Source organism: Tardiphaga robiniae, from assembly GCF_013359755.1.
GTDB classification, from domain to species: Bacteria; Pseudomonadota; Alphaproteobacteria; order Rhizobiales; family Xanthobacteraceae; genus Tardiphaga; species Tardiphaga robiniae.
In genome coordinates, this window is record NZ_JABMCJ010000069.1 from 97,865 (window position 1) to 117,364 (window position 19,500).

Consider the following 19,500-nt stretch of genomic DNA (forward strand, 5'->3'; position numbering starts at 1 on the left):
GATTTCAGCATGACTGCAACGACTCCCGCCGACATCATCGCCTTCTGGACAGACGCCGGCTGGGACCGCTGGTACGCCAAGAACGACGATTTCGATGCCGAGATCACCCGCCGCTTTCGCGCGCTGTGGGATGAGGCCGTCGCAGGCAACCTTGCGTCATGGGAGGCCAGTGACGAGGGCACGCTCGCTTTGATCCTCGTGCTCGACCAGTTTCCCCGCAACATGTTCCGCAACGACCCGCGCGCTTTTTCCAGCGATCGCCTCGCTTGCGACCTCACGATCAGGGCCGTCGCGCGCGGCGTCGATCAACGCGTCGACCAGCAGATGCAGCAGTTCGTCTATATGCCGCTGATGCATTCGGAAGACCTCGCCGATCAGGAGCGCTGCTGCGCACTGTTTCGCGCCACCGGCGAGACCGACAACCTGAAATTCGCCGACGAGCACGCCGACATCATCCGGCGCTTCGGCCGTTTCCCCCACCGTAACCGGGTGCTGGGGCGCAGCACCACGGCGGAGGAACAGGCGTTTCTGGATGCCGGCGGCTTCGGCGGCTGACGTCATCATGATGCGCGCAGCAGGCCAAGTTTTGCGCAGCGCCCAATATTGCCCGCGTCATGCAGCCGGTCTAAACACACTCACCCGCATTTCAGGAGAGATCGACGATGACCATTCAAGTTGGCGACAAGCTGCCCGAGTCCAAGCTCCGTGTCATGACCTCCGAAGGTCCGGCCGTGAAGACCACCGACGACATCTTCAAGGGCAAGAAAGTGGCGCTGTTCGCGGTGCCCGGCGCCTATACCGGCACCTGCCACAAGATGCATCTGCCGAGCATCTTCCTCAACGCCTATGCCATCAAGGACAAGGGCGTCGACACCATTGCGATCATCTCCGTCAACGATGTGTTCGTGATGAACGCCTGGAAGAAAGACACCGATCTGCGCGACGAAGCTGTGTTCCTCGCCGACGGCAATGCCGACTTCACCAAGGCGATCGGTATGGAGCTCGACGCATCGGGCAACGGCCTCGGCATCCGCTCGCATCGCTATTCGATGCTGGTGGAAGACGGCAAGGTGACCAAGCTCAACCTTGAGCCGGCACCGGGCAAGGTCGAAGTCTCCGGCGGCGACACCCTGCTCGGCCAGCTGTGAGCTAAAGCCCTCTTACTTCCCCTCTCCCCCAGCGCAGCGAAGCTGCGCGCCGCGGGAGAGGGTGGATCGAACACGCGAAGCGGGTTCGAGACGGGAGAGGGTTTGAGCGCGGGGATGCAGCCCCCTCTCCCGCCTTCGCTTCGCGAAGGCACCCTCCCCCACGAGGGGGGAGGGGAAAGAGAGCCCGCTACTGCCTGTTCCGATTTTCCGCCAGGCCGTCCCGCGACAGCTGATCGGCACGCTCGTTCTCGGCATGGCCGGCATGGCCCTTGACCCAGTGCCAGCGCACATCATGGGTCTTCAGCGCGGCGTCGAGGCGCTGCCACAGGTCGACATTCTTCACCGGCTTTTTGTCCGACGTCTTCCAGCCGTTTTTCTTCCAGCCGTGAATCCAGCTCATGATGCCGTTGCGCAGATACTGGCTGTCGGTGTGCAGATCCACCGAACACGGCTTTTTCAACGCTTCCAGCGCGGAAATCGCCGCCATCAGCTCCATGCGGTTGTTGGTGGTGTGGGCCTCGCCGCCCTTCAATTCCTTCTCGGCGTCGCCGAAACGAAGGATCGCGCCCCAACCGCCGGGGCCGGGATTTCCCGAACAGGCGCCGTCGGTATAGATCGTCACAGGCGTCGCAGTGGTCACGCGGGCTGCCTCGCCGCTTCGACGCCGTAGTCGGCCATCGACGTCACCGACTGGTGGAAGCGCAGCTTGCGGACATACTCGACCGGATCCTTCGGCTTCACGAAGGCGCCTTCCGGCACATTGAGGAAGTCCACCAACCGCGTCAGCAGGAAACGGATCGACGCGCCGCGCGCCAGCAGCGGAAACGCCGTGCGCTCGGCAGCGGTCAACGGACGCACCGCTTCATAGGCATTGAGGAAAGCGCGCGCCTTGGTGGCATTGAACGACAGGTCCGGCTCGAAGCACCAGGCGTTCAGACAGATCGCCACGTCGTAGGCCAGCATGTCATTGCAGGCGAACGGGAAGTCGATCAGGCCGGAGAGCTTGTCGCCGAGAAAGAACACGTTGTCCGGAAACAGATCCGCATGGATCACGCCTTCCGGCAGATCGGTTGGCCAATGCGCGGCAAGATAGTCGAGTTCGGTCTGCAGGAAAGCGCGCAGCCCGGGCTGAACCGTATCGGCGCGCGGTGCCGCGAGGTCGAGCAAACTGCGCCAGCCATCGACCGACAGGTTGTTCTTGCGCACCAACGGGAAATCGCGCCCGGCGACATGCATCCTCGCCAGCGCTTCGCCGACACCGGCGCAATGCATCGCGTTGGGACGACGCGGCCACATGCCTTCGAGGAAGTTGATGATCGCGGCGGGCCGGCCGGCGAGCGATGCATAGACCGCACCGTCGCGATTCTTCTGCGGCTGCGGGCAATTCACGCCGCGCGCGCAGAGATGTGCCATCAGACCGAGGAAGTAAGGCAGGTCATCCGCTTCGACGCGCTTCTCATAGAGCGTGAGGATATACGCGCCCTTGGAGGTGTGCATCAGGAAGTTGGAATTCTCGACGCCTTCGGCGATGCCCTTGTAGGAGAGCAATTCGCCGACATCGTAGCTCTTCAGGAAGTCCGCGAGATCATCGGCGGCAACATCGGTATAGACCGCCATCGCGGTTACGCCGCGGCCTCGGGACGCAGCGAACGCGGCAGCGGGAAGAATTCGTTTTCTTCAGCAGCCGACACCGTCTCCACATGCAGCTCATAACGCTGCGCGAAGGCATCCATGATCTCTTCGACGATCACTTCCGGCGCCGAGGCGCCTGCCGTGATGCCGAGGCTGGTGATGCCCTCGAACATGCTCCAGTCGAGATCGCTGGCGCGCTGTGCCAACACCGAAACCCTGCAGCCCTCGCGCTCGGCCACTTCCCGCAGACGCTGCGAGTTCGACGAGTTCGGCGCACCGACAACGATCAGCGCATCGACCACCGGCGCCACCTTCTTCACGGCAAGCTGGCGGTTGGTGGTGGCGTAGCAGATGTCTTCCTTGTGCGGCCCGTTGATCGTGGGGAAGCGGCTCTTCAGCACTTCGACGATCTCGGCGGTGTCGTCGATCGACAGCGTCGTCTGGGTCACGAAAGCGAGATTGTTCGGATCCTTCGGCTGGAAGGTCTGGGCGTCTCCAGCGGTCTCGATGAGCTGCACAGCGCCAGGCGGCAGCTGGCCGACGGTGCCGACCACTTCCGGATGATGCGAATGCCCGATCAGCAGGATCTCACGGCCGCGCTTGAAGTGGATCGCCGCCTCGCGGTGCACCTTGGTGACCAGCGGGCAGGTTGCGTCCAGCGAGAAGAAATTGCGCTGACGGGCATCCTCGGGAACCGATTTCGGCACGCCATGGGCGGAAAATACTACCGGCGCGGAGGTATTGTCCGGGATTTCGGCGAGTTCCTCGACGAAAATCGCGCCCTTGGTCTTCAGGCTGTCCACCACATACTTGTTATGGACGATCTCATGCCGGACATAGACCGGTGCGCCATGGATGGCGAGTGCGCGTTCGACCGTATCGATCGCCCGGACGACGCCTGCGCAGAAGCCGCGCGGCGAACAAAGAACGATTTTCAGGGACGGTTTGGTCGTCATATCGGGGCGATCCAGGGGCCTGGGCACCAAAATGGCAGGTGCGATGGGTCAGATTGGCAAAATTCAGCCAAAGAGCTTGTCTGAATAAGGACTTGGGGCCGGTTTGCGGCGCTGTCAAGGCCGAACTGCCGGGCATTGCGCGGTTGCCCTCTGACAGATTATATAGAGCCTTAATTCCCGTCATCACCGATGACCAGACGGCTTCGCCTCCGAAAGAGGTGGGCGAAGCGCAAAGGAGATGTGCCATGAGCAATGCCCCGCTGATGCCAAAGGCGACGGCCGTGTGGCTGGTCGACAATACGGCGCTGACCTTCGATCAGGTCGCCGATTTCACCAAGATGCACCCGCTCGAGATCCGCGCCATTGCCGACGGCGACGCCGCCCAGGGCATCAAGGGCATGGACCCGATTTCCAACGGGCAGCTGACCCGCGATGAGATCGAAAAGGGCGAGAAGGACAAGAATTATCGGCTCAAGCTCGAAGAGAGCAAGGTGATCCTGCCGCCGGCCGCCAAGAAGAAGGGCCCGCGCTACACCCCGGTGTCGCGCCGTCATGAGCGCCCGAGCGCGATCCTGTGGCTGGTGCGTAACCATGCCGAGCTGAAAGACAGCCAGATCATGCGGCTGGTCGGCACCACCAAGACCACCATCGCCTCGATCCGCGACCGCACCCACTGGAATGCCTCGACCCTCACCCCGATGGATCCGGTGACCCTCGGCCTGTGTTCGCAGATCGAACTCGATTTCGAAGTGCAGCGCGCGGCCAAGGAAAAGCCGACCGACCAGGCTTACGGCGGCGCGACCCTGCTGCCCGCGTCGGAAACCACCCGCAAGGACGAGCTGGAGACCGCCGAGAGCGGCAGCGGCGACCTCAATGTCGATGCCGTGTTCGCCAAGCTGAAGGGCATCGGCGGCGGCAAGAAGCAGGACGACGACGAATAAGCGGCTGCGCTGCGCACAGATGCGCGGCGGTAATAACAGAATTGAAAACGCGGCGGTTCATCCCGCCGCGTTTTTTTTGTTTCAGGTGATGCGCCGCCCGCTTACGCCAGCGGGCGACAGATGCTGACATTGATGCTGCCGTCATCGTCATATGCCACCAGCTTGCCGATGAAATTCGAGAACGACGTGGCGACTTCGATGAAACAGCCCTGTCTGTCGATCATGTAAGCGAGGACGTCGTCGGCATTCTCCAGGTTCACGCCTGCATCAGCCAGTTCGCTGATGTCCGGGATGACCTCGTGATCGACGAAGTAGATCTTGCCCTTCGCCTTACCCTTGTAGATTTCGACGATCGGATCGCCGCCGTGACTTTCCGCCACCGGATAGCAGAACGCACGAAACGCTTGGTCCCAGAGATCGGCTTTGGCCAGGAATACCCCTATGTCGTTATATTCGAAGCCGGTATCGAGGCCGTGCAGATAGCGAATTGAATCGAATGTCTCGACGCCATCAGCCAGCGGGCTGGCTGTGTCGAGATCGAAATAGAAGCCGTTATTCGCTTTCAGAAACGCCGTATAATCGGATGAGAATTCGATACCCTGCTCGGCGGCAAAAGCTGCAATCGCCTTCTCCGTCACCGGCTTGAATGTCATCGCATCGGGATAGTCTTCGAACCTGAACTCGTTCGCCATCATGTACTCCGCTTATGCGTAAAGGATCCCGCCTGAGCGGTGCCTCCCTTGGTGCTGCAGAGGTAAGGCAAGGTTCATGGTCGCGCCCGACGCATAATCGTCACTTTCCAAACGCCATCGAATCCTGCGACATCGCGCATGGACGGCAACGCATGGAGTGGCGACGATGGCATCTCTCTGGCTTGGTCTGATGCGCTTGCTGGCCGGCTTCCGCCGCGGTCTGCGCGATCCGGAATTTCGCGCGATCCTGTTTCTGCTGGCCATCGCCATGACCGGCGGCGCCGTGTTCTTTCACGCCGTGGAAGGCTGGCCGTGGATCGACGCCGCCTATTTCAGCGCGATGGCGCTCACCACCGTCGGCGACGCCACGCTGTCGCCAACCACCGCCATCGCCAAGATCTTCACAATGCTGTTCTCGATCTGCGGCATCGGACTGATGCTGGCATTCCTGTCGCGGCTATCGACGTTCCGAGAGCATGAGGAAGGCCGGGAGTGATATCGTAGCCGTCACGCCTTCTTCAGAAATTCCGTGCGCAGCACCAGGCCTTTCACCTTGTCGGTGCGGCCTTCGATCTCGTCTTCATTATCGGTGAGATGGATGTTCTTGATCACGGTGCCGCGCTTGAGCACGGTGGACGAGCCTTTCAGCTTGAGGTCCTTGATCAGCGTGACGGTATCGCCTTCGGCGAGCAGCGCGCCGTTCGAATCCCTGACCTTGATGTCCATGATGTTGTCCTGATGGTGCGGTGGTGTGGAGCGGGGCACCCAACAGGATGGGAGCGCCGAAAGCAACAGTGGCACGGCAAAATCGCAAAAAAGAAGGGCCGACTGACATCGGCCCTTCCGTCACACAGTGAGAGATCGAAAGGATCAGAACTTGTAGGTGATGCCGGTGCCGACCAGCCACGGATCGAGCTTGACCTGGCCGGTGATCGCCGCGCCGCTGGCCAGCGTGCCTTCCCAATCCGGGCGCATCCACATCTTCTTCACGTCGACGTTCCAACCCCAATGCTTGTCGATCATGTAGTCGAAGCCGAACTGCAGCACCGGCGCCGCGGTGTCTTTCAGACGGCTGCTGGTTACGCCCACACCGCTCGCACTCTGGCTGAAGAACCAGGTGTAATTCACACCGGCGCCGATATAGGGCTTGAAGGCGCCGAACTGCGTGAAGTGATACTGGAAGGTCAGCGTCGGCGGCAGCAGCCACGCCTTGCCGACATCGAGGCCGGCGATGGCGCCGTCGCCGGTGACGTGGTGCTTGGTGACGCCAAGGATCAGTTCAGCTGCGAGGTTCGGCGTGAAGAAATACGAGATGTCGAGTTCGGGAACGACCTGATCCGAGGTCTTCAGGCTGGAGCCCGGCACCTGGTGAACCGACCCGCCATTCTCCGGAATGACGCCGAGCACACGTAGGCGGATCATCCAGGGATTCCACGCCTCGACCACCGGCGCCTTGGTATACGGCGCCGCGGCCGGAAGATCGGCAGCACCTGCCGTCGTCGCCATGCTGGTCATCGCCGTTGCTGCCATCAGCAACGACACGGTCGTCAGAATTCTCCTCATCGCGAAGTGCCCTGTCTTTCGATTCGTTCGGGGTGAACGATCTCACCCGATCAAATCCGAAAGACGCTCGCTGCGGCGCTCACACGTTGATCTCAATCAAAAGCAAACGACCGCACAGCGTCTCGCTGCGCGGTCGTTGCCTTTGGGAGACACAATTTTGCGGAATATCAATCGCCGGTGTTACGGCCGGTTCGGATTGTTCAGCATGTATTCGCCGAGATTGCGCTGCGCGCGGTCGGCACGATTGATGGCATTGCTGCGCTGAACGTCGCGGTCCTTGCGGCAGGCCGCATATTCCGGCGAACCGACAGCGACACCATTAGCGCGGCAGATCGCGTCATCGTCATCGCCGAGGCTCGACATCGGAATATCGGTGCGGCGCGCGCAGGCGCTGAGCAGCGTCGCGGCCAGCGTCAGCGCGATGAGAGAGGTCGAGGTCAGTCGCATGCATGGTTCCGTTACTTGATCTTCTCTGACGTGAGAGTGTTTAGCGCGAAATGCGGGATTTGTAAGGTCTGCTCAGACCCTGCCCTTCAGCGCCGCACCGATTTCGTCCAGTGACTTCGGATCCTCGATGGTCGCGGGCATGGTCCAGCTGTCACCGTCCGCGATCTTCTTGATGGTACCGCGCAGGATTTTGCCCGAACGCGTCTTCGGCAGCCGGCCGACGGCGATGGCGAGCTTGAACGCCGCGACGGGGCCGAGCTTTTCGCGCACCAGCGCGACCACTTCCTTCTCGATGTCAGCAACCGGCCGCTCAACGCCGGCCTTCAGCACCAGGAAGCCGCAGGGCACCTCGCCCTTGATGGTATCCTTGATCCCCAGCACGGCGCATTCGGCGACGTCCGGATGCGAGGCCAGAATCTCTTCCATGCCGCCGGTGGAGAGGCGATGGCCGGCGACATTGATGATGTCGTCGGTGCGGCCCATCACATAGACATAGCCATCGTCATCCAGATAGCCGGCATCGGAAGTTTTGTAGTAGCCGGGAAACTCGTTGAAATAGGCTTCCTTGCAGCGCTCGTCCTGCTCCCACAATGTCGGCAGACAGGCCGGCGGCATCGGCAGCTTGATGACGATGGAGCCCATGGTGCCGGCGGGTACCGGCTTCGCAGCTTCGTCCACCACCTCGACCTTGTAGCCGGGCATCGGCACCGTCGGCGAGCCGTGCTTCACCGGGAGCTGGCCAAGGCCCACCGGATTGCCGGCGATGCACCAGCCGGTCTCGGTCTGCCACCAGTGATCGATCACCGGCACCTTCAACTGCTTCTCGGCCCAGTCCACCGTCGGCGGATCGGCGCGCTCACCGGCCAGGAACAGCGTGCGGAAATGCGAGAGATCATATTTGCGAATGAAACTGCCGTCCGGATCGTCCTTGCGGATGGCGCGGAAGGCGGTCGGCGCCGTGAAGAAAGCAACGGCCTTGTGTTCGGAGATGACGCGCCAGAACGCGCCGGCATCCGGCGTGCCGACCGGCTTGCCTTCATACATGATCGACGTCGCGCCATGGAACAGCGGCGCATAGACGATATAGCTATGGCCGACCACCCAGCCGATGTCGGAGCCGCACCACCAGACTTCGCCCGGCTTCACGCCGTAGAGATTCCACATCGACCAGGCGAGCGCGACGGCATGACCGCCATTGTCGCGCACCACGCCCTTCGGTTTGCCGGTCGTGCCGGACGTATAGAGGATATAGAGCGGATCGGTCGCCAGCACTGGCACGCAATCCGCGGACTTCTTCGCCGCCATCGCCTTGCTGCGCAATTCGGCCCAGTCATGATCGCGGCCGGCCACCAGGTCGCAGCCATGCTGCGGGCGCTGCAGGATGATGCAGGCATCGGGCTTCGCGCTGGCGAGCGCGATCGCTTCATCCAGCAGCGGCTTGTATTGCACGATGCGGCCGGGCTCGATGCCGCAGCTCGCGGACAGGATCAGCCTCGGCCTCGCATCGTCGATGCGTGTCGCGAGTTCCTTCGCCGCGAAGCCACCGAACACCACCGAATGCACCGCGCCGATGCGCGCGCAGGCGAGCATGGCGACCACAGCCTCAGGTACCATCGGCATATAGAGGATGACGCGATCGCCCTTGCCGACGCCAAGGTCCTGCAGGATGGCGCCGAGCACCTGCACCTCATGCAGCAGCTGTGCATAGGTGATTTTCCGGACCTCACCCGTCAGCGGTGAGTCGTGAATCAGCGCGACCTGATCGGCGCGGCCACCGGCGACATGGCGATCCAGCGCGTTGTAGCAGGTGTTCAGCACGCCGCCGACAAACCAGCGGCCGTAGAGACCCACGGACGGATCGAACACCTTCTTCGCTGGCGCAATCCAGTCGATCGCCTTCGCGGCTTCGCTCCAGAAGCCTTCCGGATCGGACAGCGACTGCGCGTGGACGTCGTGATAGCGGCTGGATGCGTTGGTTGTCATGGCGTCTCTCCCGCCCCAGCTTTACCGCCGGGTTCATTGCACACTGATTGTCACGGGATCGCCGGCTATTTCAAGGGTGCCTTTGGTTGTGGCTTGACCGACATCTCCACGCCGATCCGCTCGATTTCCTGCGCCAGCGCCTTGTAATTGGCGCGCGCGACGTCGAGTTGCGGATCGAGCTTGATCGCCGCACCGAAATCGCGGACTGCGCGCGGCCGATCGCCCTTCTTGCGCCAGAGTTCGCCGCGCGCATTGAACAGAACGGCCTGCGTCGGATCGAGTCGCAGCGCCGCATCGTAATCGGCGATGGCACGATCGGTCTCATCCTTGCGGGTGTAGACACCGGCGCGCGCAATCAACGCTTTCAGCCGGTCGGCCCGCTCGGTCTTTTCGTTGTCGATCAGCGTGCTGCAAACTGCGAGAATCTTCTCGTCATCACCTGACGCAACAGCCGCCACGCACAGTGCGGGATCGACGTGCGCGGTGGCTGCCGGCTCGTTGACCGCTGGCGATGCCCTGTCGGGAGCCACGCAACATAATACGAGCAGGACGCCGATAACGCGCAATACGCTGCCCACATATGAATTGCGAAAAGTCATTGTCTATCGGGTGCTCGCATCGGCGGATGGATGCAATCCAATTGCCGGCTTGCGCGCCGCCACCCGATATTTCTCAAGCTGCTTGCGATGTCGCAAAGCGATATCCAGCGTTGAATCGATCTGAACGGCTGCGTCGAAATCGGCCAGAGCGCGCGCAGGGTCGCCCTTGTCGCGCCAGGCGACGCCGCGATTGTTATAGGCCATCGCCAGCTCCGGCTGAAGCTGCAGCGCCGTCGTGTAGTCGGTGATGGCGCGATCATATGCGCCGCTGAGACTGAAGGAGTTTCCGCGATTCACGAAGTAGCTAGCCTTCGGCTCCAGCCGGATCGCCGCGTCGAAATCCGCAATCGCGCGGCCATAGGCATTGTTGCGCGCATAGGACTGACCGCGCGCATCGTAATGTTCCGCGGTCGGCTCCAGGCGAATGATGTCGCTCTGGTCGTCGATCACCAGATCGAAGCGCTTGACCTTGGCATAGGCGGCCGCGCGATCGATGAGACCCTGCACCCGCGTCGGATCGAGCCGGACCGCTTCATTGTAATCGCGAACGGCCAATCGATTTTCGTGCATCGATGCGAAGGTCGCGGCGCGGCTCGCAAATAATTGGGCCTCGTTCGGCCGCAGCTTGATCGCGCGGTCGAAGTCATCAAGCGCACGGTCGAACTTCTTGCCGGCCGCAAGCGCCTTGCCGCGGGCTTCGAGCGCTGCGGCCGAGAGGGGATCGAGCTGAACTGCCAGATCACCATCCGCAATGGCTAGGTCGACCTGTTCCAGCCTGAGTTGCAGCCCGGCGCGCACGATCAGGGCATGAACGCGGTCCGGCGGTGCCGCCGTCGAGCCGATCACCAGGGCGCAGATGCCGAGCATCTGCTCGGGCGGCAAGGTGTCGTCATTCGCGCAGGTGGCAGCGGCCTCGACCGTACCCTGCGCTCGGACGGCCGCATGGGGCAGCGATGGCGCCGCAAGAGCGGCACACAGAACCAACGTCCGAAACGAATGACCCATGAAAGCCCCAGCAAGCCAGCCGGACCACTCTACCTGATCAGGCCCCGCTCCCGATAGTAGCGCAACGCGCCGGGATGCAGCGGCACCGGGTTTTTGCTCACGGCGCTCGCCAGCCGGATCTCGTGGCCAGCGCGGTGCGCGATGGCGAGTTCGTCGAGGCCGCCGAACAAGCGCTTCGTCATCTGATAGACGAGTTCATCCGGCACGGCATTACTCGTCACCAGATAGTTCATCACCGATGCCGTCGGCACGGATTTGTCCTGACTGACATAGGTCCGGGCTGGAATCCGGTCCGGCTTGAACGGCACGCCGATCTTTCTGACCAGCGCGGGCGGCACTGGCACGATGACGATATCCGTGGCCTCGCTGAGTTCCCTGATCGATGTCACGCCGAGACCCGCAGACTGCAGCGTGGCATCGAGCTTCTTCTCGATCATCATCGTGGTGGATTCGGCAAAGGAGAAATACCTGATCTCGCCGAGATTCTCATAGCGCAGCCCCGCAGCGCCCAGAATGGCGCGGGCGTTCAACTCGGTGCCCGATCTCCGCTCGCCAACCGAGAGGCTCCGGCCCTTGAGATCGCTCAGCGTCCTGATGCCGCTCTCTTTGGTGGCAACGATCTGGATGTAATTCGGATAGAGCGCGCCGATCACCCGCAATCGGTCCTGCTTGCCGTCAAAGCCCGCCGTGGCATTGCCGGCCCAGGCGTCCTTCAGCGCGTCACCGAGCGCAAAAGCCACCTGCCCGGTGCCTTGCTGCAAGCGCGAGAGGTTCTCGACCGAACCGTCGGTTGTCTGCACCTGAACTTTCGCGCCGGGAATATCCGCATAGATCATCGCAATCGAGACGCCGAGCGGAAAATAGATCCCGGATGTATTGCCGGTCAGCAGCGTGATCGACGGCTCGGCGCGTGCCGCTGCGCTGCACATGACGACCACACCCGTCATGGCGGCTATCAGACGCTTCCTCATACTCATTTTATTCCTGTCATTCAGGCCGCGAACGTGAACCGCAGCCCTCATGCGGTCAACGGCGTCGCAATAGCGAACGCCGTTGCCGCGACGAAAGTTTCACCGGTAAGCCCTTGCGCCAGCCGGGTAAAACGGCATGAATGCGCCGCACTCAGAATAATAAGGCCGGCAAAGCCGGCTGCGGGAAATATCCCGGGGGATGAAACATGGCTGACCAGAAATCAAACGCGAGCGATGACACCGTTGCCGTCTCCGACGAGGCATTGGCGAAGGCTGAAGCCTTCATCGAAGCCGATGAAGGCGCAACAAATCGCCTGCTCGGCTGGGCCGGAACGATCTCCACCGGCATCGCCGTCGTCATGAGCCTGTTTCATCTCTATGCCGCCTACGCCATCGTGCCGACGCAGGAGCTGCGCTATGTCCACGTCGCCTTCACGCTGATCCTGAGCTTCCTGCTGTTCCCCGTCGCTGCGCGCTTCCGCAACCGCGTGCGCTGGTGGGACATCGTGCCGGGCATCGTCGCCATCGGCACCATTGCCTATGCGCTGTGGGGCGGCGACGATTTCACCGACCGCGCTACGCTGCCGGATCATATGGATGTCATCGTCGGCATCGTCTTCATCGTGCTGCTGCTGGAAGCGACCCGCCGCACCACCGGCCTGATCATGCCGGTCGTGTCCGTTTTCTTCATTGCCTATGCGATGCTCGGCCCGCATCTGCCGGCGCCATGGACTCATCGCGGCTATGACCTGCCGCGCCTCGTTGGCCATCTCTTCATCACGCTGGAGGGCATCTTCGGCGTCGCGGTCGACGTGTCGGCCACGCTGATCATCCTGTTCACGATCTATGGCGCGTTCCTGTCGATGTCCGGCGCCGGAAAGTTCTTCATCGATTTCTCGCTATCGTTGATGGGGAACAAGTCGAACGCCGCCGGCCGCACCGTGGTGCTGTCGTCGTTCCTGCTCGGCGGGCCTTCCGGCTCCGGCGTCGCCACCACCGTGATGATCGGCACCGTCGCCGCCCCCATGCTGGCCAAGGCCGGTTTCGAGAAGAACGCTGCCGGCGGCCTGCTCGCCGCGGGCGGTCTCGGCGCGATCCTGTCACCGCCGGTGCTCGGCGCCGCCGCGTTCCTGATCGCTGAATTCCTCAAGATCAGCTATCTCGACGTGATCTGGATGGCGACCATCCCGACCTGTCTCTACTACCTGTCGCTGCTGATCATGGTGGAGATCGACGCCAAGCGGTTCGGCGCCCACAATGTCAATGTCAGGCCTGAACTCAGCCTCGGCGTGATGATGAAGCGTTACGGGTTCCACTTCATTTCTCTGCTCGCCGTCGTCGTCTTCATGATCATCGGCTACTCGCCGTCACTGTCGGTGTTCTACGCCACCCTCGTCACCTTCGTGCTCAGTTTCCTCCGCAAGGACACTGCGCTGGTGCCGAAGAAGCTGGTGAAGGCGCTGGCCGATGGCTCGATCGGCGCGCTCAATGCCGCCACCACCTGCGCCTGCGCCGGCATCGTGGTCGGCGTCGTCACGCTCACCGGCCTCGGCCTGAAATTCTCGTCGATCGTGATTTCCTATGCGGGCGGCAGCCTGTTGCTGACGGCGATCTATACGGCGCTGATCGTCTGGATCATCGGCCTCGCAGTGCCGGTCACCGCGTCCTACATCATCTGCGCGGTGATCGCCGCGCCCGCACTGATCAAGCTCGGCGTGCCTGACTACGCCGCACACATGTTCATCTTCTATTACGCCGTGCTCTCGGAAGTCTCGCCGCCCACCGCGCTATCGCCCTTCGCGGCGGCGGCGATTACCGGCGGCGATCCCTACAAGACCACGCTGCAATCGTGGAAATACACACTGCCGGCGTTCCTGGTGCCATTCGTCTTCGTCTGCGATCCGCAAGGCGTCGGCCTGCTGCTGAACATTCCGAAGGGCGGCTCGTGGGTCGACATCGTCGAGATCACCTTCAAGACCACGCTGGGACTGCTGGCACTGGCCGCCGTCGCGCAGAACTGGGCACTGCGACAAAATACACCGATTGAGCGCGGCTTGCTTCTGCTATCGGGATTACTGCTGGTATTCCCGAGCTTGATCGAGGCGATCATCGAATCGATCATCGGTCGCGACATCAGCTACACATTCGTGCCTGGCCTCATCATCGGCCTCGGCGTGCTGCTCTGGCAGGCAAGGACGAGGACGCAACCGGCACCGGCATGACCAACGACAGAAACGAATAACGTCAAGTTATCGCATGACAGCGGACGCCGCAGATAAGCGGCGCCGCCGACTTCAGGGAGTGACGCGATGAGATGGACAGCTTTCAGACACAGGGCGTTCAGCCTTGCACTGCTCGGCATCGCCTGCGCGGCGACCGGTGCTTCTGCGGAAGACAAGACCATCGCCATTGCGACCGGCGGGACCGGCGGCATCTTCTACCCGCTCGGAGGCGGGCTCGCGAACCTGTTGTCGAAGAAACTGCCGCATACCCAGGCCACCGGCGAAGTCACCGGCGGCAGCGTCGACAACATCAAGCTGCTGGAAACCGGCCAGGCCGATCTCGGTTTCATGACCGGCGACGTCGCGTCCGATGCCGTGAAGGGCGAGAACAAGTTCAAGAAGCCCGTTCCGCTGCGCACCATCGTCGCCGTCTATTCCAGCCCGGTGCATGTGGTGACCATCGCCGGCACCGGTATCGAGAAATTCGCCGATCTGAAAGGCAAGCGCATCTCGAGCGGCGCGCCGGGCAGCGCCACCGAGGCACAGACCTTCCGCCTGCTGGAAGCCGCGGGCCTCGACAAGGACAAGGACGTCAAGCGCGAACGTCTGTCGGTGGCGGAATCCGCGTCCGCGCTCAAGGATCGCAAGATTGATGCCTTCTTCTGGGGCGGCGGTGTGCCGACTGCCGCGGTGGTCGATCTAGCGGCGACGCCCGGCGTCACCATCAAGCTGATCGACATCGACTACCTGCTCGAGCCGATCGTGAAAAAATACGGCCAGATCTTCGCGCCCAGCGTGATCAAGGCCGGCAGCTATCCGGGCCAGACCACCGACAGCCGTGGCTTCGCCGCCTGGAACCAGATCATGGCCACCGACAAGATGTCGGACGAGACCGCCTATGCGATCACGAAGACGATCTTCGAGAACAAGGCCGATCTCGTCGCCGTCCATAAAGAGGCGGAGAACATCAATCTCGCCACGCAGACACCAGCGCAATCGCCGGCGCCCTATCACCCCGGCACGCTGAAATATCTCAAGGAAGTCGGCGCGGTGAAATAGTCACCGCGACATCACAGGAAAACTGGAGGAGAGGACAACCATGTTCAAGCGTTTCAGAAAGACATCGATTGCCGTGGCGCTGGTCGCCACGGCCGGCCTTGCAGGCGCGGCCATCGCGCAGCAGAAGACCATGGCGATCGGCACTGGCGGCACCGGTGGCGTGTATTATCCGCTCGGCGGCGCTATCGCCAATGTGCTGTCGAAGGCGCTGCCGAACACCCAAGCCACGGCGGAAGTTACCGGCGGGTCGGTCGATAACCTCAAGCTGATCGCCTCGGGCCAGAGCGAACTCGGCTTCAGCATGGCCGACGCCGCGCTGGACGCACTGAACGGCCAGGACAAGTTCAAGAGCGGCAAAGTCCCGCTGCAGACCCTGCTCGTGGTCTATCCGAACCGCATGCATATCGTGACCATCGAGGGCGCCGGCATCGAGAAGATGTCGGATCTCAAGGGTAAGCGCGTCTCCACAGGCTCGCCGGGCGGCGCCACCGAAGTGATGGCGTTCCGCGTCATCGAGGCCGCCGGTCTCGACAAGGACAAGGACATGAAGCGCGAGCGTCTCGGCGTCGCCGAAAGCGTTAACGCCATCAAGGACCGCAAGATCGATGCGTTCTTCTGGGTCGGCGGCGTTCCCACCGCCGCCGTCACCGATCTCGCCGCCACACCCGGCATGAAGATCAAGTTCGTCGACCACGCCGACCTCGCCGCCAAGATGAACGAGAAATACGGCAAGCTGTATTCGCCTTCGACCATCAGCAAGAGCATCTATCCCGGCATGGACAAGGACAACGCCAATACCGAGGTCTGGAACATCATCGTCACCGGCAACAAGATGAGCGACGACGACGCCTACAACATCGTCAAGACGCTGGTGGAGAAGAAGGCCGACATCGTCGCCGTGCACAAGGAGGCCGAGAGCTTCTCGCTCGACAACCAGGTGCAGGAGCGCTCCCCGGTGCCGTTCCATCCGGGCGCGCTGAAGTACTTCAAGGAAAAGGGCATCGGCAAGTAAGACCAGCCCGCAAGACCTGATATCAGGCCGCGATGCGAAAGCCTCGCGGCCTTTGTTTTTAAGTGGTCGATCGCGGACCTCTCCCTTGTCGTTCCCGCCTGCGGGGGACGACGGCTGATAGAACGGCGTGTGTGACGAATACCGCGGAACCGGATCACTCAACCGCCGTTGCCTGCCGGGCACTGCCGTGCCGTGAGAGCCGCGCGTGCACGACGACGCCAACAGGATCAAACATCCGCTCGACGCGCTGAACTTCTTTCTCGCCGATGTCCGAGATGGGCTCGGGCCCTATCTCGCGATCTATCTGCTGACGGTCCAGAAATGGGACGAGGCCTCCATCGGCATCGTGATGTCGGTCGCCGCCCTCGCTGGCATCGTCGCGCAGACCCCTGCCGGCGCCCTGATCGACAAGACCAAGGCCAAGCGCGCCATCGTCATTCTTGCCGCCGTCATCGTCACGCTCGGCTCGATCGCGCTGCCGCTCTATCCCGGTTTCCTGTTCGTCGCGACGACACAGGCGCTGACCGGTGTCGCCGCGGCCGTCTTCGCGCCGGCACTGGCGGCGATCACCCTCGGCATTGTCGGCCCCAAAGCCTTTGCCCGCCGGATCGGCCGCAACGAGGCGTTCAACCATGCCGGCAATGCGACGGCGGCGACGCTGGCCGGCATCTTCGCCTATGCCTTCGGGCCGATCGTCGTGTTCTGGCTGATGGCCGCGATGGCTGTGGCGAGCATCCTCGCGACGCTGGCGATCCCTGCTGATGCCATCGATCATCAGATGGCCCGCGGTCTCGGTGATCTCGACGACACGCACGATCACGATGTCGCCGACCGGCCATCCGGCTTTCAGGTGCTGCTGACCTGCAAGCCGCTCCTGATATTTGCCGCCGCCACCGTGCTGTTTCATTTCTCCAATGCGGCGATGCTGCCGCTGGTCGGCCAGAAACTCGCACTGGTGAACAGCGAGCTTGGCACCACGCTGATGTCGGTCTGCATCGTCGCGGCACAATTGGTGATGGTGCCGGTCGCCATGCTGGTCGGCCGCAAGGCCGATGTCTGGGGCCGCAAACCGATCTTCGCCTGCGCGCTCGCTGTGCTGGCGCTGCGCGGCGCGCTGTATCCGCTCTCCGATAATCCCTATTGGCTGGTCGGCGTGCAGACCCTCGACGGCATCGGCGCCGGAATCTTCGGTGCGATCTTCCCGCTGGTGGTCGCGGACCTCACTTACGGCACCGGCCACTTCAACATCAGCCAGGGCGCGATCGCCACCGCCGCGGGATTGGGCGGCGCTCTCAGCACGGCCATTGCCGGCGTGATCGTCGTGAATGCCGGCTACAGCGCGGCATTCCTCGCGCTTGCCGCTTTGGCGGCGATCGGCCTCATCCTGTTCATCGTCGCGATGCCGGAGACGCGACCTTCCGACGCACGTCATCAGCCGTTAGTACCAAATGCTTAAGGATGGTATTGCATTGCGGTAGCAACTCGCAGTGCAACATAGTACCATCCACCAAGTACGTTCCCATGCATGTTGTCCATGGAAACGCCTGATCGGGAGAAGCTGAGAAGACCTGCCGGTTGCGCAGATGAGCCGCAGGAGCGGACCGTCGGGTTCGTTGCACCAGCCGTGCCGGTTCCCACTTGATCCCGGCCTCCCGTCATTGTCTTAAACACCCTCAATCAGATCGCGCGTCGCAGCCGCGCGGCCTGTCCGACATGCAAAAGGACTCTTCGAGATGTCATCATCGACCCGCTTCCCGTCCCGCCGCTCCGTGATCCTCGGCGGCGCGGCTGCCCTCGGCACCCTGCCGATCCTGTCGCGCCGCGCCAGCGCAGCCGAGTGGCCCACCAAGCCGGTGAAGTTTATCGTTCCGTTCGCGGCCGGCGGCACCACCGACATTCTGGCGCGCGTTGTCGCGCAGAAGATGTCCGAAGAGATGGGCCAGCAGTTCATCGTCGAGAACAAGGCCGGCGCCGGCGGCAACATCGCCGCTGATTTCGTCTCCAAGGCCGAAGGCGACGGCTACACCTTCCTGGTCGGCACGCCCGGCACCCACGCCATCAACAAGTTCGTGTTCAAGAACATGACCTATGATCCGGTGAAGGATCTGGCGTCGGTGATCGTGATCGCCAAGGTGCCGAACCTGTTCTCGGTGACCAATTCGCTGCCGGCCAAGAGCGTCAAGGAGTTCATCGAACTCGCCAAGGCCAAGCCGGATGAATATTTCTACGGCACGCCGGGCCTCGGCTCGACCGCGCATCTGTCGACCGAACTGTTCAAGTCGATGACCGGCGTGAAGCTGACCCACGTGCCCTACAAGGGCAGCGCCCCCGCGCTCACCGACCTGATCGGCGGCCGCGTCCATGTGATGATCGACAACCTGCCCGCCGCGCAGCCTTTCGCGGAGAGCAACCAGATCCGTGCACTCGCCGTCTCCACCAGCAAGCGCTGGGAGCCGATGAAGGACATTCCGACCATCGCGGAATCCGGCGTGGACGGCTACGACGCCGCCTCCTGGTTCACCATCGCAGCGCCAGCCAAGACGCCGAAGGAGATCATCGCCAAGCTCAATGCCTCGACCGACAAGTTCATCAAGTCGGCCGATGGTACTGCCCGCCTGATCAAGCTCGGCGCCGATCCGACCGGCGGTTCGCCGGCCGACATGGATGCCTATGTGCAGTCCGAAATCGAGAAGTGGGGCAAGGTCGCCCAGTTCGCCGGCATCAAGCCGGAGTAAGGGCAGCGCAGGGTTGGCAGGGCGTTAGACGCGCCTGCCTGTCTTGCTTCGTTAAGCGTGAATAGATCGAAGGGCATGCGCATCCGCGTGTGCCCTTTTGTTTTGGGAGTGCGGTCGGCGCCTATTCCACACTCGTCATTCCCCGGCAAACCAATTGGTTTGCCTGAGGGCGTGCGTAAGCCCGGACGCGCAGAGTCCTCAATTGTCATTCCGGGATGCGCCGGCGCAGCCGGCTGGGGCGCAGGCCCGGAATCCATAAGCTCGATCGTGGGTATGAATTCCGGGCTCACGCAAGGGCGCGCCCCGGAATGACAGTGGAGGGAACGCACCCAAACATTTTTTCCTATCTCCCGTTGACAACATCCTCATCAGGTTTATATTCCCCTCCGTCCTGCCCCACCGAGAGGGGCGATCGCGATCGTCACGTTCGCGGGGCAGGATGCGGTGGACGCCGGAGATGCGGCGTCACGCGGTTCATGGGGAACGTCTGTCTTCGGGCAGGACGGATCTGCGCCAGCACTGCCACTGGCAAGGA

20 protein-coding genes are annotated in these 19,500 nt (G+C 62.4%); 9 read left to right on the forward strand and 11 right to left on the reverse strand.

All coding sequences use genetic code 11. The features are described 5' to 3' along the window. Nucleotides 1–9: 9 nt before the first annotated feature. Entirely contained in the window at nt 10–555 is a 546-nt protein-coding gene (locus HP556_RS04250) for a DUF924 family protein (RefSeq protein ID WP_175366035.1), read from the forward strand. Nucleotides 556–662: 107 nt separating this feature from the next. Continuing rightward, the gene (locus tag HP556_RS04255) at nt 663–1,148 is read left to right on the forward strand and encodes a peroxiredoxin (protein WP_089267673.1); all 486 of its coding nucleotides are present in this window, start codon (nt 663–665) and stop codon (nt 1,146–1,148) included. 187 nt (nt 1,149–1,335) lie between these two features. Here the strand turns inward: HP556_RS04255 and rnhA are convergent, their stop codons facing one another. The 3 genes from rnhA to ispH are packed head-to-tail and all read right to left on the reverse strand — an operon-like array spanning nt 1,336 to nt 3,736. After that, a complete protein-coding gene (gene rnhA, locus HP556_RS04260; RefSeq protein WP_120287321.1) occupies nt 1,336–1,788 on the reverse strand; it encodes a ribonuclease HI in 453 nt (150 codons plus the stop codon). After that, entirely contained in the window at nt 1,785–2,765 is a 981-nt protein-coding gene (locus tag HP556_RS04265; RefSeq protein ID WP_175366036.1) for a homoserine kinase, read from the reverse strand. The genes rnhA and HP556_RS04265 overlap by 4 nt, the downstream gene beginning before the upstream one ends. Nucleotides 2,766–2,770: 5 nt before the next feature. Continuing rightward, nucleotides 2,771–3,736 carry a 4-hydroxy-3-methylbut-2-enyl diphosphate reductase gene (gene ispH, locus HP556_RS04270; protein ID WP_089267676.1) on the reverse strand — a complete coding sequence of 322 codons (966 nt, stop codon included), beginning with the start codon at nt 3,734–3,736 and terminating at the stop codon, nt 2,771–2,773. Nucleotides 3,737–3,981: 245 nt separating this feature from the next. On the opposite strand from ispH, the gene HP556_RS04275 reads away from it, so the two are divergent. Next, nucleotides 3,982–4,677 carry a DUF1013 domain-containing protein gene (locus HP556_RS04275; protein WP_093757450.1) on the forward strand — a complete coding sequence of 232 codons (696 nt, stop codon included), beginning with the start codon at nt 3,982–3,984 and terminating at the stop codon, nt 4,675–4,677. A 101-nt stretch (nt 4,678–4,778) separates the two neighbouring features. Here the strand turns inward: HP556_RS04275 and HP556_RS04280 are convergent, their stop codons facing one another. Next, nucleotides 4,779–5,369: an SMI1/KNR4 family protein gene (locus HP556_RS04280; RefSeq protein ID WP_158596724.1), complete on the reverse strand. Its 591-nt coding sequence runs from the start codon at nt 5,367–5,369 to the stop codon at nt 4,779–4,781. A 166-nt stretch (nt 5,370–5,535) separates the two neighbouring features. Between HP556_RS04280 and HP556_RS04285 the strand changes: the two genes are divergently transcribed. After that, complete coding sequence (locus tag HP556_RS04285) at nt 5,536–5,865, forward strand: potassium channel family protein (RefSeq protein WP_093757451.1); 330 nt, start codon at nt 5,536–5,538, stop codon at nt 5,863–5,865. Nucleotides 5,866–5,876: 11 nt separating this feature from the next. Here the strand turns inward: HP556_RS04285 and HP556_RS04290 are convergent, their stop codons facing one another. The 7 genes from HP556_RS04290 to HP556_RS04320 all read right to left on the reverse strand — a co-directional run bounded on the left by HP556_RS04290 (nt 5,877) and on the right by HP556_RS04320 (nt 11,937). Next, nucleotides 5,877–6,095 carry an alkylphosphonate utilization protein gene (locus HP556_RS04290; RefSeq protein WP_011665834.1) on the reverse strand — a complete coding sequence of 73 codons (219 nt, stop codon included), beginning with the start codon at nt 6,093–6,095 and terminating at the stop codon, nt 5,877–5,879. 144 nt (nt 6,096–6,239) lie between these two features. Continuing rightward, on the reverse strand, nt 6,240–6,932 hold the full coding sequence (locus tag HP556_RS04295; RefSeq protein ID WP_120287324.1) for an OmpW/AlkL family protein: 693 nt from the start codon (nt 6,930–6,932) through the stop codon (nt 6,240–6,242). 180 nt (nt 6,933–7,112) lie between these two features. Continuing rightward, nucleotides 7,113–7,379, reverse strand: coding sequence for a hypothetical protein (locus HP556_RS04300; RefSeq protein WP_120287325.1), 267 nt, complete (start codon nt 7,377–7,379; stop codon nt 7,113–7,115). A 72-nt stretch (nt 7,380–7,451) separates the two neighbouring features. After that, the gene (locus HP556_RS04305; protein ID WP_120287326.1) at nt 7,452–9,362 is read right to left on the reverse strand and encodes a propionyl-CoA synthetase; all 1,911 of its coding nucleotides are present in this window, start codon (nt 9,360–9,362) and stop codon (nt 7,452–7,454) included. A 65-nt stretch (nt 9,363–9,427) separates the two neighbouring features. Then, nucleotides 9,428–9,961: a tetratricopeptide repeat protein gene (locus HP556_RS04310; RefSeq protein WP_120287327.1), complete on the reverse strand. Its 534-nt coding sequence runs from the start codon at nt 9,959–9,961 to the stop codon at nt 9,428–9,430. Nucleotides 9,962–9,964: 3 nt separating this feature from the next. Then, the gene (locus tag HP556_RS04315) at nt 9,965–10,966 is read right to left on the reverse strand and encodes a tetratricopeptide repeat protein (RefSeq protein WP_120287328.1); all 1,002 of its coding nucleotides are present in this window, start codon (nt 10,964–10,966) and stop codon (nt 9,965–9,967) included. A 29-nt stretch (nt 10,967–10,995) separates the two neighbouring features. Then, a complete protein-coding gene (locus tag HP556_RS04320) occupies nt 10,996–11,937 on the reverse strand; it encodes a TAXI family TRAP transporter solute-binding subunit (protein WP_120287329.1) in 942 nt (313 codons plus the stop codon). A gap of 206 nt (nt 11,938–12,143) precedes the next feature. On the opposite strand from HP556_RS04320, the gene HP556_RS04325 reads away from it, so the two are divergent. From HP556_RS04325 to HP556_RS04345, 5 genes are all read left to right on the forward strand, one after another. Then, a complete protein-coding gene (locus HP556_RS04325; protein WP_089267687.1) occupies nt 12,144–14,159 on the forward strand; it encodes a TRAP transporter permease in 2,016 nt (671 codons plus the stop codon). Nucleotides 14,160–14,246: 87 nt separating this feature from the next. Next, nucleotides 14,247–15,218, forward strand: a complete 972-nt coding sequence (locus tag HP556_RS04330; RefSeq protein ID WP_120287330.1) for a TAXI family TRAP transporter solute-binding subunit — start codon at nt 14,247–14,249, stop codon at nt 15,216–15,218. 40 nt (nt 15,219–15,258) lie between these two features. Continuing rightward, complete coding sequence (locus HP556_RS04335) at nt 15,259–16,230, forward strand: TAXI family TRAP transporter solute-binding subunit (RefSeq protein ID WP_068729346.1); 972 nt, start codon at nt 15,259–15,261, stop codon at nt 16,228–16,230. Nucleotides 16,231–16,435: 205 nt separating this feature from the next. Continuing rightward, nucleotides 16,436–17,686 carry an MFS transporter gene (locus tag HP556_RS04340; RefSeq protein ID WP_175366037.1) on the forward strand — a complete coding sequence of 417 codons (1,251 nt, stop codon included), beginning with the start codon at nt 16,436–16,438 and terminating at the stop codon, nt 17,684–17,686. 277 nt (nt 17,687–17,963) lie between these two features. Beyond that, nucleotides 17,964–18,965: a Bug family tripartite tricarboxylate transporter substrate binding protein gene (locus tag HP556_RS04345; RefSeq protein WP_175366038.1), complete on the forward strand. Its 1,002-nt coding sequence runs from the start codon at nt 17,964–17,966 to the stop codon at nt 18,963–18,965. Nucleotides 18,966–19,500: the final 535 nt, after the last annotated feature.